The 14,723-nt window shown below is 64.3% G+C and carries 14 protein-coding genes; 9 read left to right on the forward strand and 5 right to left on the reverse strand.

What is annotated here, in order from left to right; genetic code table 11:
• Positions 1-199 precede the first annotated feature (199 nt).
• Together LCW13_RS00525 and LCW13_RS00530 are read left to right on the forward strand one after the other, a co-directional pair.
• The gene (locus tag LCW13_RS00525) at positions 200-793 is read left to right on the forward strand and encodes a hypothetical protein (RefSeq protein ID WP_052384509.1); all 594 of its coding nucleotides are present in this window, start codon (positions 200-202) and stop codon (positions 791-793) included.
• 63 nt (positions 794-856) lie between these two features.
• Positions 857-1,603, forward strand: a complete 747-nt coding sequence (locus LCW13_RS00530) for an SCO family protein (RefSeq protein ID WP_052384510.1) — start codon at positions 857-859, stop codon at positions 1,601-1,603.
• 538 nt (positions 1,604-2,141) lie between these two features.
• Here the strand turns inward: LCW13_RS00530 and LCW13_RS00535 are convergent.
• Complete coding sequence (locus LCW13_RS00535; RefSeq protein ID WP_043333314.1) at positions 2,142-2,849, reverse strand: FKBP-type peptidyl-prolyl cis-trans isomerase; 708 nt, start codon at positions 2,847-2,849, stop codon at positions 2,142-2,144.
• A 139-nt stretch (positions 2,850-2,988) separates the two neighbouring features.
• Positions 2,989-3,594, reverse strand: a complete 606-nt coding sequence (locus LCW13_RS00540) for a TIGR02444 family protein (RefSeq protein ID WP_167333689.1) — start codon at positions 3,592-3,594, stop codon at positions 2,989-2,991.
• 159 nt (positions 3,595-3,753) lie between these two features.
• Here LCW13_RS00540 and LCW13_RS00545 point away from each other — a divergent pair, with 159 nt between their 5' ends.
• Together LCW13_RS00545 and LCW13_RS00550 are read left to right on the forward strand one after the other, a co-directional pair.
• Positions 3,754-5,688: an ATP-binding cassette domain-containing protein gene (locus LCW13_RS00545; RefSeq protein ID WP_043333315.1), complete on the forward strand. Its 1,935-nt coding sequence runs from the start codon at positions 3,754-3,756 to the stop codon at positions 5,686-5,688.
• A gap of 3 nt (positions 5,689-5,691) precedes the next feature.
• Entirely contained in the window at positions 5,692-6,456 is a 765-nt protein-coding gene (locus LCW13_RS00550; protein WP_043333317.1) for a pseudouridine synthase, read from the forward strand.
• A gap of 121 nt (positions 6,457-6,577) precedes the next feature.
• Here LCW13_RS00550 and LCW13_RS00555 read toward each other — a convergent pair whose 3' ends face one another.
• Both LCW13_RS00555 and LCW13_RS00560 read right to left on the reverse strand, forming a co-directional pair.
• Positions 6,578-7,810, reverse strand: a complete 1,233-nt coding sequence (locus LCW13_RS00555) for a patatin-like phospholipase family protein (RefSeq protein WP_052384512.1) — start codon at positions 7,808-7,810, stop codon at positions 6,578-6,580.
• 342 nt (positions 7,811-8,152) lie between these two features.
• Positions 8,153-8,617 (reverse strand): YqaA family protein, encoded by a 465-nt coding sequence (locus tag LCW13_RS00560; RefSeq protein WP_378080089.1) that lies wholly within the window; start codon positions 8,615-8,617, stop codon positions 8,153-8,155.
• A gap of 110 nt (positions 8,618-8,727) precedes the next feature.
• Between LCW13_RS00560 and thiD the strand changes: the two genes are divergently transcribed.
• Both thiD and LCW13_RS00570 read left to right on the forward strand, forming a co-directional pair.
• Positions 8,728-9,528: a bifunctional hydroxymethylpyrimidine kinase/phosphomethylpyrimidine kinase gene (thiD, locus tag LCW13_RS00565; RefSeq protein WP_043333319.1), complete on the forward strand. Its 801-nt coding sequence runs from the start codon at positions 8,728-8,730 to the stop codon at positions 9,526-9,528.
• 92 nt (positions 9,529-9,620) lie between these two features.
• Positions 9,621-10,298, forward strand: coding sequence for a chalcone isomerase family protein (locus tag LCW13_RS00570; protein WP_052384513.1), 678 nt, complete (start codon positions 9,621-9,623; stop codon positions 10,296-10,298).
• Positions 10,299-10,541: 243 nt separating this feature from the next.
• Here LCW13_RS00570 and LCW13_RS00575 read toward each other — a convergent pair whose 3' ends face one another.
• On the reverse strand, positions 10,542-11,633 hold the full coding sequence (locus LCW13_RS00575; protein WP_225347476.1) for a TRAP transporter substrate-binding protein: 1,092 nt from the start codon (positions 11,631-11,633) through the stop codon (positions 10,542-10,544).
• A 443-nt stretch (positions 11,634-12,076) separates the two neighbouring features.
• On the opposite strand from LCW13_RS00575, the gene LCW13_RS00580 reads away from it, so the two are divergent.
• The 3 genes from LCW13_RS00580 to dtd all read left to right on the forward strand — a co-directional run bounded on the left by LCW13_RS00580 (position 12,077) and on the right by dtd (position 14,668).
• Complete coding sequence (locus LCW13_RS00580; RefSeq protein WP_052384515.1) at positions 12,077-12,739, forward strand: TRAP transporter small permease; 663 nt, start codon at positions 12,077-12,079, stop codon at positions 12,737-12,739.
• Positions 12,740-12,817: 78 nt separating this feature from the next.
• A complete protein-coding gene (locus tag LCW13_RS00585) occupies positions 12,818-14,092 on the forward strand; it encodes a TRAP transporter large permease (protein WP_043333322.1) in 1,275 nt (424 codons plus the stop codon).
• Positions 14,093-14,218: 126 nt separating this feature from the next.
• On the forward strand, positions 14,219-14,668 hold the full coding sequence (gene dtd, locus LCW13_RS00590; RefSeq protein ID WP_043333323.1) for a D-aminoacyl-tRNA deacylase: 450 nt from the start codon (positions 14,219-14,221) through the stop codon (positions 14,666-14,668).
• The last annotated feature ends 55 nt before the right edge of the window (positions 14,669-14,723 follow it).

Below are 14,723 nucleotides of genomic sequence, written 5' to 3' on the forward strand. Positions count from 1 at the left end.
TCGCCTGCTGCCGCGGTGAGGCGGGCTGGTAAGCTTGTCATGACTCGCTCAGCGCTGCACTTGGACTCAGGTCTTGTTCGCCGGTCACGCGCTGGCGTCATGTCGTGGCTGAGCGCAGACCATTCCCATCACGTCACTTTCTTTCCCATTCGGGGCGCCTTGCCTGTCGATGCGCTGCCGGACCGTTGCCGGAACTGCCATGTATCGCGTAGAAGAAGACAATGCCCGCCCGCGGCTGCTCAATCTGCTGATCATCGTCACGCTGATCACCATCGTGGTCTCGCTGTATTACCTGATCGACTATTACCTGGTACGCGACGGCAGCAACGGCAAGGTGACCTGGTTTGCGCCCAATCAGTCCTGCGAGCTCAATCATGCCCCCTGTACTGCCGAGCTGGGCCGCTTCGGGCGTATTACCCTGGCGCTGGAGGGCGATATCAGTCCGCTGACGCCGCTGGGCATTCGCGTGATGACGGAAGGCGTCTCACCGGAGGGGGTCGAGGTGGACTTCATCGGCCGCCACATGGACATGGGCGTGAAGCGCAGCGTGCTGAACACCACCGATGCCCAGAGCCTCGAGCGCCAGCATTGGCAGGGGGAAGGGCAGCTGGGGTTCTGCAGCAGCGCGACCATGGCGTGGCGTGCGCAGGTGATCGTGACCACCGAGCGTGGCCGACTGGGCAGCTGGTTCGATTTCGATAGCCACCCGCAGGCCACCACGGCGGAGCAGCTCGAAAGCTCGGTCGATCAATTGTTTCGCAGTGATACCCGCCCGACGCATCAGGGCAGCTAGCCGCTGGCGCTGAGCCCGGCCGGCAGGGACGTCGTTTCAGGCAGAAGGCATCGGGAGGCAGGGATGGGCGCAGAGCGAAAGTCACAGGACGGGCAGGCAAGCACTCGCCGACAAGAGAGCCATCAGCTGGACAATAGTCGACAAGAAAGCCATCAGCTGGACAAGGGCGTCGCCAGACGCTGGTGGTTGCTGGGTGCCGTCGGCCTGGCGGCCGTGATCGGTGCCGGTGTCGCCTGGCAGCAGGCGCAGCGGGATCTGGCACCGGTCGCGGGAATGCAGGCCTGGGCCAGTCTGGGCGGCCCCATCCAGCTCGAATCACAGCAGGGCGACTTCACGCTCGCGGAGGTGACGATGGGCGAGGCCGCAGATGCGCAGGCCACGCCGGTCGTCGCGCTCTACTTCGGCTATACCCAGTGCCCGGATGTCTGCCCGATGACGCTGGCGGCGCTGCGTCAGGTGATGTCTGAACTGCCACCGCAGGCGGCGGCGCGCGTGGTGCCGGTGATGGTCTCGCTGGACCCCGAGCGCGACACCCCTGCCCGGCTGGCCGAATACACCGGGCACTTCGGGCCGCGCTTTCAGGGCATCACCGGCAGTCAGGCGGCACTCGCCGATGTGGCGCGGCGCTATGGCGTCAGCTATCGGCGTGTCGAGGCACAGGACTCCGCGCTGGGTTACACCATCGATCATGGCGCCGCGCTCTATCTCGTCTCTGCCCAGGGGCGCATCTACGATCGCATTCCATTCACGCCGGGGCCGGCCGGTGTTCGCGCTGGCGTGACGCGTGTCCTGAGCGCGACCGCTGATTGAGCGCTGCGTGGCACCCGCTGAATGCGCCGCGCCTTGAGGCCTTTCTCAGCGGTGAAATACACATTGTCCACAAGTTGGCAAGCGCTCAAGGAAAATTTTGTGGATAATCATGACGCCTCGAACACGCAACGCAGTGCCGTCAAGTGCTGATTTATAAAGACTAGTAAAAACAAACTGTTACGAGATGTCGACTAAAAATATCAAGTCAGTGGTTGCTTTGCGTTCAACCAGCATCACTGCCGCGACAGGCACCGGAAAGGCCGGTTGTCAACCTGTGGTCAATAGCTTCCCCACAGATTTATCCACAGGCTGGCGGCGTCCGCACAGGGCCTTCTGGAGGGGAGAATCAGCGGACATCAGCCATTGCCGTAGTGATGGCATGCCCCGTTGTCCTGTGCGCAGCATGCGCCTAGATGAGCTTGCCGCTGGCCCTCATCCGGCCTTGCCAGAAACGCAAAGAGCCGCCCGATGGGCGGCTCTTTCGTTGCTACCGGCAGCAGTGCTTGCCGGTTACCAGCAGGGGAGGCTCACGCCGCCATTACTGCTTGGCGTCGGCCTTGGTCACGTCGAGCAGCTCGACCTTGAAGGTCAGCGTCTCGTTCGGGCCGATCGGGCCGCCAGTGCCAGCCTTGCCGTAGGCAAGCTCGGCCGGGACGTAGAGCATCCAGGTGTCGCCGACGCTCATTTCCTGCAGTGCTTCCTGCCAACCCTTGATGACCTGGTTGACCTTGAAGCTGACCGGCTCGCCACGCTGATAGGAGCTGTCGAAGACGGTGCCGTCCAGCAGCTTGCCTTCGTAGTTCACCTTGACGGTATCTTCAGCGGACGGGGTCGCGCCGTCACCGGATTCCAGCACCTTGTACTGCAGGCCGGAATCCAGCGTCTTCACGCCGTCCTTCTTGGCGTTATCGGCGAGGAACTTGTCACCCTCTGCCTTGTTGTCGGTCGCTTCCTGCTCGACCATCTTCTTCTGCTCTTCCATCTTCTTCTGCTGGAAGCGGGAAAGCGAATCCGCGATTTCCTGGTCGCTCATCTTCATGTCGCCCTTGGCGTAGACATCACGCACGGCTTGAGTGAAGGCGTCGAGATCCAGATCGGTGATGTCCTGGGAGAGGCTCTTGCCCAGAGTTGCACCGATGCCATAGCTGAGCTGTGCCTGCTCGTCTGCGAGGCTGTCATCGGCGGCAAAGCTGAACGGGGTGACCAGGAGGGCGCCGAGCGCGACGGCACTGACCAGCTGTTTCATGAAAACTCCTTCAGGATGGAATGGGCCTGAGACGGGCCCGAAACACGCAATTGGCACCGAGGCGGCATGGCCTGCCTCGGGCACTAGTGTTACTCCGACTCTACCAGCCGCGTACAAGTTCCGCATCTCGCTGGCGTTGTCAGGCGCCGGCGGGCACGCGGGCCAGTGCCAGCCTGCGCAGGGCACGTGCCGACGGGTGGTCCCCCGCGGTGAGCGTCGTCTTGCCGCTCAGCAGGGCCAGCGATTGCTGAAAGGCCTGCAGCGGGTCCGCGACATGCGCGAAGGGCGCCCGCAGGCCGGTCGCGCCTTCGGCTGACGACAGCGCAGGACTCAGCTCTTCCAGCTGGGCGAGGGTCTCCTGCTCGGCGGAAAGCTCGCAGGCCTTGAGCTGCTGATAGAGGCGTTCCAGGCGTTGCACCGCGGCCGGGGCCTGGGTCGCGGGCAGCGTCGTCAGCTCCTGCTTCAGCTGGCGGCGCCGCTCGCGCAGCATGCCGGTCATCCAGCCCTGCCAGTCGCGCACACCTTCCAGCAGGCGAGTGGGCGAGGCGGCCAGGGCGATGCCGTGGGCGGACAGCCAGTGAATCCACAGCAGCTCGCAGACATCGAGGCCCGCCTCGTCCTGCAGCAGCAGGCAGGTACTCATCATGTCCGGCGTCGGCTGAGGGTTGCCCGCAGAGCCGACCTCGCCGGGCAGGACATACAGAGACAGCGCGTAGTCCCACAATCCGATAGAATATGCGCCCATCAAGTCGGCCTCTTCGTGTGTCACGGATGATGTCTCTTCATGTGCCACCGATGATGTCTCTTCACGAGTCGCGTCCAGCAGCTTGCTGAGTCGTAGCGCTCGTGTCGGTGGCGGTGAACGGGAGCCCGACGTCCCCCGTATTTTCTGATCGAGGTTGTCATGATTGCACTGCGCCAGCTCGCCCTGCAACGCGGCGGAGCACCGCTGATCGACGAAGCGGACCTGACGCTGCATGCCGGTCACAAGGCCGGTATCGTCGGCCCCAACGGCGCCGGCAAGTCGAGCCTGTTCGGCCTGATCCTCGGCGAGCTGACGCCCGACAGCGGCACGGTATCGCTGGCCGGTGGCGTGCGTGTCGCGCACATGGCGCAGGAAATCGATGCGCTGGAGCGTCCGATCGTCGACTACGTCATGGACGGGGACCACGCGCTGCGCGAGACCGAGCGCGCCCTGGCGGCCGCCGAAGAGAGCGGCGAGCACCAACGTCAGGCCGAGCTGCACGCCCATTTCGACACCCTCGATGGCTACACCGCACGGGCACGTGCCGAGCAGCTGCTGGTCGGCCTCGGCTTCAGTCAGGCGCAGCTCAGTCAGCCGCTGGCGGCCTTCTCGGGGGGCTGGCGCATGCGTGCCAATCTGGCGCGCACTCTGTTTACGCCGTCCGACCTGCTGCTGCTGGATGAGCCGACCAACCACCTGGATCTCGATGCGTTGCTGTGGCTGGAGCAATGGCTGGCGCGTTATCCCGGCGCGCTGCTGCTGATCTCCCACGATCGCGACTTCCTCGATGCGGTGTGTGATCACATTATCCACTTCGACCGCCGCAAGCTGGTGGTCTACAAGGGCAATTACAGCCGCTTCGAACGCACACGTTCCGAGCGTCTGGTGCGCGAGCAGGTCGAGCACGAGAAGACCATGGCGCGGCGCGCCGAGATCGAGGATTTCGTGCGTCGCTTCAAGGCCAAGGCCACCAAGGCACGTCAGGCCCAGAGCCGCATGAAGATGCTGGAGCGCATGGAAGAGACGGCGGCGGTCAAGGCCGATTCCCCGTTCCACTTCACCATCCCGTGCTCCGACAAGATCTCGCATCCGCTGCTGGGGCTGGACCGCGCGGTGATCGGCTATCCCGGTCAGCCGCCGCAGCTCTCCGGGGTGCGCTTCTCGCTGCTGCCGGGGCAGCGCATCGGTCTGCTCGGCCCCAACGGCGCCGGCAAGTCGACGCTGATCAAGGCGCTCACCGGCGAGCTTGCGCTGGTCGAGGGCCAGCGGACCGCCGGCGAGCATCTGGCCATCGGCTACTTCGCCCAGCATCAGGTGGACGGGCTCGACCTGTCCTCGACGCCCTTCAATCATGTGCTGCGCCTGTCACCGTCGGCGGGTGAGCTGGAGATCCGCACCTTCCTCGGCAGCTTCGGCTTCCACGGCGATGAGGTCTACGCCGCGGTGGAGTCGTTCTCCGGTGGCGAGAAGGCGCGTCTGGCGCTGTCGCTGATCGCGTGGCAGAAGCCCAATCTACTGCTGCTGGATGAGCCGACCAACCACCTGGACCTCGACATGCGCGAGGCGCTCACCGATGCACTGGCGACCTTCGAGGGCACAGTGATTCTGGTCTCCCACGACCGCCACCTGCTGCGTGCCTGCGTCGATGAATTCTGGTGCATCGCCGATGGTCGCGTGACGCCCTTCGATGGTGACCTGGATGACTACCGTGCCTGGCTCAAGGCGCGGGTCGAGGGCGAGCGGCGGGAAGCGCGCGCCCAGAAGGATGCCGATGCGGGGACTGACAGCACGCGTACGCCGGACCGCAAGGAAGCGCGCCGTCAGGCGGCTGAACTGCGCGAGAAGCTGCGTCCGCTCAAGAAGGTCAGCGACAAGGCCGAGCAGAAGATGAGCAAGGCGCAGGGCGAGCTGGACAAGATCGAGGAAGCGCTGGGCGACGCCACGCTCTACGAGGCGGACCGCAAGGCGGAGCTGACCAAATTGCTGGCCAGCCAGGGCGAGATCAAGAGTCGCCTCGATGAGGCCGAAGCCGAATGGTTCGAGGCTCAGGAAGCGCTGGAAGAGATGGAAGCCCAGCTCAAGGCGGCGGACTAGGCCATGCGGCTGGACCGCTGGCTGACACGTCAGCCACAGCTCAACCGTCGTCATGCGCTCTCGGCGCTGGCGGCGGGGCGTGTGCGGGTCAACGGCGCGACGATCAGCGACCCGCTGCATGAGGTCGGCCCCTTCGATGACATCCACCTGTCAGCGCCTGACGCGACCGTCTGCCTGCAGATCGCGCGGCGTCCACGTCATATCCTGCTCAACAAGCCTGCCGGGGTCGTGACGGCCTGTCATGACCCCGAACTCCCCACCGTGATCGATGTGTTGCGTGACACGCTGAATGCACGCGGCGAGGACAGCGGCTGGCTGGCCGAGATCCACCATGTCGGGCGTCTCGACCGTGCGACGACCGGTGCCCTGCTGCTGACCAACGACGGCGATGTCTCGGCGCGCATCAGCGATGCCGGGCTCGAGGGCCCCGCCAAGCGCTATCGCATGGGGCTGGAGCGGCCCCTGACGGAGGCCGAACAGGAAAGCGCCATCACACAGGTTCGTCAGGGGGTGCTGCTCGAACATGATCCGCGCCCGACACTGCCGGCACAGCTTGCGTTTCTCACCGCGGATCAGGCACGCCTGACGCTGCACGAGGGACGCCATCATCACGTCAAGCGACTGTGGCGCAGCCTGGGCAATCGCGTGGTGTGGCTGCACCGTGAGTCGGTGGCGGGCTTGAGTCTCGAGGGGCTGGCGCCGGGGGAGTGGCGCGAGCTTACCCGCGAGGAGTGTTCACGGCTGGGGGCCGCGCAGCCTCGCGGGTGAGGCCACCCGGCGGGTGGCGTCTTGCCGACACCGGGTTATCCACACCCGCCTGGTGCGCCGCCAGCGCGTGACGGCTGCGATGGGGTGTGGATAGATCGTTCTGAATCGTCGTCAGCGCTGCTCAGCTGCCGGTCGCCTGACTGGGCAGGTCCTCTGCCGTGATGCTCGCCTGGTCATCGTCGACGGGGCTGGCATCAGGCGTCGACAGGCTGACCAGCTCGCCCTCGGCGTTGCGCGTGAAGTTGCGCACGATGACCCCGATATCCTCCGGCAGCGGCGCAAACTGGCTGCAGCGGCTCAGCACTTCCTGCATGTCCTGATAGCCACTGTCGCGACGCGAGTCGATGGTCGCGCGCGAGAAGTCGATATCCTTCAGTGAGGTCTCGCCCGGGCGCGCCGAGGCCAGCAGACGCACCACGTTGATCGAGGGCTGCTGGGTCATGGCGAGGATGCGCTGGATCTTCGGCGACTGGCGCAGCTCTTCCGGCAGATGGTCGGCGAGATTCTCGATTCCCATGCGCAGCGCCTGATTCTCTTCCAGCAGATTGAGGTGCTCGCCGGCACGGCTGGAATACTGGATGTCCTTCTCGCGCAGCTGCGCCTCCTGCAATGTCTCCGGCACCTTGCCATCGGCACTCCACAGGTCGATCACGTAGCAGTTGACCACCGTTTCGCCATGCGGTCGCTCCGACAGCACCCAACTGACGGGCGTATTGGAGTACAGGCCGCCATCCCAATAGGCTTCGCCATCGACCCACACCGGCGGGAAGGCCGGTGGCAGGGCGCCGCTGGCCAGAATATGGCGGTGGTCCAGCGCTTCATGCGAGGAGTCGAAGTAGCGCAGTGCGCCGGTGCCGATATTCACTGCCCCGACCGACAGGCGAACGTTCTCCGGATGGCGGGCATCGAGGCGCTCGAAGTCCACCAGCCGGTTGAGCGTGTCGCCCAGCGGCTCGGTGTCGTAGAGGCTGGGCGGCTCGCCGAAGAAGCTCTGCCAGATCGGTACCGTCCACAGTGGGCGCGGGCGGAAGAAGCCCGGAATGCCCCACAGCATGGCAGAGGTGCGCGCGACACTGCGCTCCCACGGATGAAAGGCGGGACCCATGCTGGCAGCGGGTTGGGCGATGCCATACCAGAATGACTCGAGGGCCTTGAGGCGCTCGCCCTCCGGATTGCCGGCGATCAGGGCACCATTGATGGCGCCGACCGAGGTGCCGACCACCCAGTCGGGCTGGATGCCGGCTTCGGCCAGCGCCTCGAAGATGCCGATCTGGTAGGCGCCGAGCGCGCCACCGCCTTGCAGCACCAGAATGTTGAGCGCATCGGCGCAGAAGTCGCAGGATGTATCACGCATGAAACCTTCTCCTCTCTAGCAGTGCAGCACTCCGCCGGGGAATGCCCGAGGTCAGGGGGACCGTCGCGAGCGAGACGCCATGTGATGGGGGAGGCGTGGACTCGTGGAGGCGGCGAAAGGGTGACGAGGTGCATATCAAGGGCAATGAAGCACCTGATCAAGGCAATGAGGCACTGGTGAAAAGCAATCGAAGTGCTTTTATTGTGCAGTGCAGCATGGCGCTTGTCAGCATAGCACGCATCCTCGCCTTGCGTGTCTGCGATCTCATTCAAGCGACTGACTGAGGCTGCAAGGGCAGTGGTAAAGGTGAGGGTGAGGACAGGAGCAGCGGCCGTGCGGCGGTCATTGGCACCAGGGCGTCAGCCACAGGTCGGCTGCCAGCAGCAACAGGGCATAGCGTCCGCCCTTGGCGATCACGATCAGGACGATGCTCTTCCACCACGCCAGCCGGAAGACGCCTGCCAGCACCGTCAGCGGGTCGCCGATCAGCGGGGCCCAGCTCAGCAGCAGGCTCCAGGCGCCGAAACGGCGATACCACAGGGTGCCGCGCGCCAATGCGCGCCGCGAGACCGGAAACCAGCGCCGTGTGCGCAGACGACGGGCGCCACGCCCCAGGGCGACGTTGATCAGGCTGCCGAGCGTGTTGCCCAGCGTCGCTGCGACCCACAGCGCCCAGGGCGCGTGCCCCTGGCACCACAACCCCGCGAAGGCCGCCTCCGATCCGCCGGGCAGCAGGGTGGCGCTGGCCAGCGAGATCACGGCGAGCGAGGTCAATGCCGGCAATGACAGTAGGGCCACTTCACTCATATCACTTTCTTCTGTTTTTCACGGTGGCAGGGCGCTGGGGGTGGCTTTCTTCCCTCCTCAGCTCGGGTATGCTGTTGGCACGTCAAAGCCATATTTCGGGAGCTTCCTGCATGCATATTCCGTGCGTCCTGACGATAGCGGGCTCAGACCCCTCCGGGGGAGCCGGCATTCAGGCGGACCTCAAGACATTCTCTGCGCTGGGCGCCTACGGGGCCAGCGTGATCACGGCGCTGACGGCGCAGAATACCTGCGGCGTGCGCAGCGTGGAGGCGGTCTCGCGGGAATTCATCGCCGCACAGCTGGACGCCGTGCTGGATGATCTCGATATCCGCGCCGCCAAGATCGGCATGGTGGCCGATCCGCTGGTGGTGGAAATGCTTGCCGACCGCCTTCAGCAGCGTCGCCCGCGCTGGGTCGTGCTGGACCCGGTGCTGGTCGCCAAGAGTGGCGATGCGCTGGTCAATGATGCTGCCATCCAGTCGGTGGCCGAGCACCTGGTGCCGCTGGCCGATATCATCACGCCCAACCTGCATGAAGCCGCGGTACTGCTGGGTGAGCGGCGCCTGATCGGGCGCTCCGACATGCCTGAGGTCGCCCGCGAGCTGCGTGCCAGAGGCGCGAAGGCAGTGTTGATCAAGGGCGGGGCGCTTGAGGGGCAGGCCTGTGATGACCTGCTGGTCAGCGATGCCGGCGAGCAATGGCTGTGCGCACCGCGTATCGAGACCGACAACCTGCACGGCACCGGCTGCTCGATGTCTTCCGCCATCACGGCGCGCCTGGCGAATGGTCTGCCGTTGCCACAGGCGGTGGTCGAGGCACGCGAATGGCTGCTGGGCGCGCTGCGCGCCTCCGACCAGCTCAACGTCGGCAAGGGCCGTGGGCCGGTGCATCATTTCCACGCCCTGTGGTAAGCCAGCGAGAGCCAGGCCCGTGAAACCCGGTCTGCAGGAGTGATGAACCCCGCAAGCTCACCTTGATCACTGCCAGCCAACGAGTAGATGCCATGCCTATATCGCCGCTGTATCGCTTGTCCGTGTCAGCTGTCCGTGGCGCCGCTTGCAGCCTGAACGCCGCCTGTCATGCCGTCAGCCTGCCGGTGGCGAGTGCGCCGCGCTGGCTGGCTGCGGGCGTGATGGGGGTGCTGCTTGCCACCACCAGCCCGGCGGCGCTCGCCGTCGAGATCAAGGGGATGACCTTCGCGGATCAGGTGACCACGCAGTCCGGCCAGCCGCTGACGCTGATCGGCAGTGGGCTCTTCACCTACCTGCTGTGGGACGCCTATGTCGGCGCCTATTATCAGGATGCGCGTCGCCCGCGTCCGGCGCCGCTCAAGGATGTCTCGCGCCGCCTGGTGCTGGAGTACTTCCATGCCATCGATGCCGAGGACTTCGCCAAGGCGACCACCAAGGGCGTGCGCAAGAACCTGTCAGCGGCGGATTTCGCGGCGATCGAGCCTGAATTGACGCGCTTCAATCGCGCCTATCAGGACGTCGTGCCGGGGGATCGCTATGCGCTGCAATGGCTGTCCGCCGGCAGCGGCAGCGGCACGCTGTCGCTGGTGCTGAACGGGCAGGTCATCTTCGAAAGCGATTCACTGGCGCTGGCCAACGGCCTGTTCGCGATCTGGCTGGGCGACGAGCCGGCTCAGCAGGATTTCCGTACCCAGCTGCTGGGGCAGTAGCGCGCCTCTCCATCTGGCCCCTCTCTAGCTTATCTAGCCTATCTGGCCCATCTGTCGCGGCATCGCCATCGTCTTGCACCTCTATCGCGCCTCTATCGAGACACCACGAAAAACGCCCCTGCCGGGAGTCCCGGCAGGGGCGTTTTTTCATGCTCGTCTTTCTATCTTTCTAACATTCTATCTTTCTATCACTCTTTCGATCCTTGCTATCTACCTGGCGGGGCTGACGCGCTTGCCAGGGGCTTACTTGCCTTCGGCAGCCTTGATGTCGGCCTGCAGGGTGTCGAGGATCTTGCTGCCGCGCTCACCGGATTGCTCACGATAGACTTCCCAGCCCTTCTCGCCGACCGGGCGGAAGGCTTCGCGCTGCTCATCGGTCAGTGTGATGATCTCGATGTCGCTGTCTTCCTTGATCTTCTCCAGACGGTCGGCGTTGTACTCCTCCTGCTTCTCGAAGATGTACGGACGCATCTCGTTGGTGACCTTGTCGAGCATCTGCTGCTGCTCGTCATTCAGACCGGAATAAAAGTCACTGGAGGCCACCAGCGTGGTGATGAACTGCGCCTGCTTGGCCTGGATCATGTAGTCCTGAACTTCGTAGAAGCTCATTTCCTGGATGGCGAACACCGGGTTCACCTGGCCGTCGATCTGGCCCAGCTGCAGGCCGGAGTAGACCTCGGAATAGGGCATCGGCGTCGGGTTGGCACCGTAGCCGCGATAGCTCTCGACCAGAATCGGCGAGGTCATGGTGCGGATCTTGAAGCCTTCCATGTCCTCGGGGGTCTTGATGTCGCGGTTGCCGGTCCACACCATCCAGCCTTCCGGAATCACGCCCAGCAGCTGGAGGTTCTGCTCGGTGTAGGCCTCGGACAGCATGTCGATGGCCTTGGAGTTGCCAAGCACCTCTTCATTGACGGCATTGTCGTCGGAGAACAGGAAGTGCAGCGTGAAGACGCCCGACTCCGGGATCACCGAGGCCAGGTGCCCCGGTGAGGCAAAGGTCAGCTGGATGGCATCGCTCTGCACCAGTTCGGTGAGCTGTGAGGAGGTACCCAGTGCACCGTAGGGGTAGATCTCGACATCGATGTCACCGCCGGAAGCCTCTTCGATGCGCTTCTTGAATTCCTGGGCGTAGGCATCCTGCACACTGCCGGAGACTTCCTCCAGCGCGAAACGCCAGGTGTCAGCCTGCACGCCCGCGGAGGCCAGCGCCGCCATGCCCAGGCCGGACGCGAGGGCACCTCCCTTGATGAACGCGGCGAGACGAGAAAGGGGAACAGGAGTCCTGGACGTCTCGCGATTCTGCTCGGGTGACGGGTTCCATTGCATCGTCATCTTGTTCTCCTTGTGTGATTTCCATCAGCGTCGGGCGGCTCTGGGCATACCCGGCGTGCAACTTGCATCATTTAGATAATATTGCCATTCTTAATATAATAAAAAAATTACCAAATTGGATAGTATGATTAGAATTTATTATGAATAAGCTGAGCCTGTGCGCATGAGGCTCTAGTACTCGAGCTCTGGTGCTCGAGCTCTGGTGCTTGAGGCTCTGTCCGTCGCTCGCCAGACCGACATGCCGCGCGTCGGCCGCATACTGATTTCAAGCGCCGCTAATAAAGCTAGAACAAGAGTAGCCAAAGTGAAAATCACGGCGGCGCCGCGGAAAATTTCAATGGATCGTACTGGCAAATGCAGGCTGTCTGGCGCAAACCACTGCGCTCATGACGTCTGGTAGAAAGCCTATCTGGCAGGATGCCACATCAACAGGAAGCTGCTTCATGAACTCGCCCCCCTCCAAGTCTCCCTCCGCTGACGAGACCCGCCCCGCCCCGGCCGAGACGAATGGCGGTCAGGACCCCCTCGCACATCTGCCTGCGCCGCTGCGCCGTCTGGCCGCCTGGTTCGAACGTGGTGACCAGGGCCTGGCGCATGTCGAGCGCTGGTTGATCGCCCTGTGCGTGCTGGGCATGGCGACGGCCAGCATCGCCAACGTCATCGGGCGCAACGTCTTCAACTACAGCCTGCCGTTCACCGAAGAGCTGATGCAGATCCTGCAGCTGTGGCTGACCTTCCTCGGCATCAGTTACGGCGCGCGCGCCGGGCGCCATATCCGCGTGACGGCGCTGCTGGACTTCATGCCGCCGTGGTTGCGCAAGGTGCTGCTGATCGCCGGACAGGTCATTACCTGTGCCTTGCTGGCCTACCTCGCCTGGCTGGCGGTGGATTATCTGCAGAGCCTGGCCAAGTCCGGGCGTGTCACGCCGTCGCTGCGCTGGTCGCTGGCGGCGCTCTATGCCGTGGTCCCGCTGGGACTGGCGCTCGGGGCGCTCCAGTACCTGATGGCGATTCTGCGCAACCTGCTGGCGCAGGGCGCCTGGTTGTCATGGCGTACGGCGGAGATGGACGAGAACGAGGAAGTCGACGGCAGTGGCGCGCTCTAGCCACTGCACCGGGAATGTCTTCCCGATGTCTCGATAGACGATTGATCACACTTCATTGACCCAGGGACGGAAGCTGCGATGTGGATTCTGCTCGTGATGGTGGGGCTGCTGTTGCTTGGGGTACCCATGATGGTGCCATTGAGCGTCGGCACCTTTTTCTTGTTGTTCAGCGATTTTTCCTTCCTCAAGCCGGAGCTGGTGATCCAGCAGATGATCGGTGGCCTGCAGCCGGTGGTGCTGACGGCGGTGCCGATGTTCATTCTGGCGGCCGATATCATGCTCAAGGGCTCCACTGCCCAGCGCCTGCTGGATCTGGTCGAGCGCTTCGTCGGCCACTGGCGCGGTGGCCTGCCGGTGACCACCGCGCTGGGCTGCACCCTGTTCGGCGCGGTGTCCGGCTCCACCCAGGCCACGGTGGTGGCGATGGGGCGCCCGTTGCGCCCGCGGCTGCTGGAAGCCGGTTACAGTGACAAGTTCACCATCGCGTTGATCATCAATGCCTCCGATATCGCGCTGCTGATTCCGCCCTCCATCGGCATGATCATCTATGGCGTCGCGACCGGTACCTCGGTGGGTGACCTGTTCATCGCCGGTATCGGCCCGGGGCTGATGATCCTGGTGCTGTTCTCGCTCTACTGCATGTGGAAGTCGTGGAAGCTGGGCATCGCTCCGCAGCCCAAGGCGGACTGGCCCGCACGCCTCAAGGCCTTGAAGCGCGCCAGCCTGCCGGCGGGCTTCCCGGTGATCATCATCGGCGGCATCTACTCGGGCATGTTCTCGCCGACGGAGGCCGCCACGGTCTCGGTGATCTACGCGCTGATTCTCGAGATGCTGATCTATCGCGGCGTGACCCTGAAGGACCTGCCCAGTGTGGCCTTCTCCACGGGGCTGATCACCGCGGTGGTGTTCATCCTGGTGGCGGCGGGCGCGGGCTTCTCGTGGATGATCTCCTTCGCCAAGATTCCGGATGCCATCCTCGGCGGCTACATCCCCTACCTGTCGGAACATTCGCTGGCGCTGTTGGCGGTGATCGCGGCGGCCTACTTCGTCGGCTGCATGTTCGTGGACCCCATCGTGGTGATCCTGATTCTGGCGCCGGTGTTTGCGCCGGCAGTCGATGCCGCCGGGCTGGACCCGGTGCTGGTCGGCACCCTGGTCACCCTGCAGGCGGCGATAGGTTCGGCGACTCCGCCCTTCGGCTGCGACATCTTCACGGCGGTGGCGGTATTCCGAAAACCGTACATGGAGGTCATCCGGGGGACGCCACCCTTCATTGCCCTGCTGTTGCTGGCGACGGTGCTGCTGATGCTGTTCCCGCAGATCGCGCTGTTTCTGCCCAGCCTCGCCAACTAGCAGCTCGCCCACTCAAGTAGCACCTGTCGCGCCCCGCAGGCCCAGTCTGCGGGGCGTTCGCGTCTGGTATGCTCCCGAACACGAAATGTCATGAATCATCATCCATCTCTTGAAGGAGTAAGCGGCATGCGAGCATTGATCCAGCGCGTCACACGGGCGGAAGTCGTGGTCGAGGACGAGAGCGTCGGCGCCATCGGGGGCGGTCTGCTGGTACTGGTGGGCGTCGAAAAGGGCGATGATGAGGCGCGTGCCGACAAGCTGCTGCACAAGCTGCTGCATTACCGGGTCTTCGCTGACGAGAACGACAAGATGAACCTCAACGTCCAGCAGGCGGGCGGCAATCTGCTGCTGGTCTCGCAGTTCACGCTGGCGGCGGACACCGGCAGCGGCATGCGCCCCAGCTTCTCCTCGGCGGCGCCACCGGCGGAGGGCGAGCGGCTGTTCACCTATCTGGTCGACAAGGCGCGTGAGCGCGGGCGAGAACTCGGGGTGGGAATCGAGACCGGACGCTTCGGCGCCAACATGCAGGTCTCGCTGCTCAATGACGGGCCGGTGACCTTCCTGCTCGAGAGCTGATCGCGCAGACCCAAAAAAGCCGCCCCCGAGGGGGGCGGCTGCAAGCATTGGATGA

The organism is Cobetia amphilecti, assembly GCF_020217465.1.
Lineage (GTDB): Bacteria > Pseudomonadota > Gammaproteobacteria > Pseudomonadales > Halomonadaceae > Cobetia > Cobetia amphilecti.

Coding starts and splice junctions, on each gene's coding strand:
- LCW13_RS00525 (WP_052384509.1), top strand. CDS start 200: ATGTATCGCGTAGAAGAAGACAATGCCCGCCCGCGGCTGCTCAATCTG.
- LCW13_RS00530 (WP_052384510.1), top strand. CDS start 857: ATGGGCGCAGAGCGAAAGTCACAGGACGGGCAGGCAAGCACTCGCCGA.
- LCW13_RS00535 (WP_043333314.1), bottom strand. CDS start 2,849: ATGAAACAGCTGGTCAGTGCCGTCGCGCTCGGCGCCCTCCTGGTCACC.
- LCW13_RS00540 (WP_167333689.1), bottom strand. CDS start 3,594: ATGGGCGCATATTCTATCGGATTGTGGGACTACGCGCTGTCTCTGTAT.
- LCW13_RS00545 (WP_043333315.1), top strand. CDS start 3,754: ATGATTGCACTGCGCCAGCTCGCCCTGCAACGCGGCGGAGCACCGCTG.
- LCW13_RS00550 (WP_043333317.1), top strand. CDS start 5,692: ATGCGGCTGGACCGCTGGCTGACACGTCAGCCACAGCTCAACCGTCGT.
- LCW13_RS00555 (WP_052384512.1), bottom strand. CDS start 7,810: ATGCGTGATACATCCTGCGACTTCTGCGCCGATGCGCTCAACATTCTG.
- LCW13_RS00560 (WP_378080089.1), bottom strand. CDS start 8,617: ATGAGTGAAGTGGCCCTACTGTCATTGCCGGCATTGACCTCGCTCGCC.
- thiD (WP_043333319.1), top strand. CDS start 8,728: ATGCATATTCCGTGCGTCCTGACGATAGCGGGCTCAGACCCCTCCGGG.
- LCW13_RS00570 (WP_052384513.1), top strand. CDS start 9,621: ATGCCTATATCGCCGCTGTATCGCTTGTCCGTGTCAGCTGTCCGTGGC.
- LCW13_RS00575 (WP_225347476.1), bottom strand. CDS start 11,633: ATGACGATGCAATGGAACCCGTCACCCGAGCAGAATCGCGAGACGTCC.
- LCW13_RS00580 (WP_052384515.1), top strand. CDS start 12,077: ATGAACTCGCCCCCCTCCAAGTCTCCCTCCGCTGACGAGACCCGCCCC.
- LCW13_RS00585 (WP_043333322.1), top strand. CDS start 12,818: ATGTGGATTCTGCTCGTGATGGTGGGGCTGCTGTTGCTTGGGGTACCC.
- dtd (WP_043333323.1), top strand. CDS start 14,219: ATGCGAGCATTGATCCAGCGCGTCACACGGGCGGAAGTCGTGGTCGAG.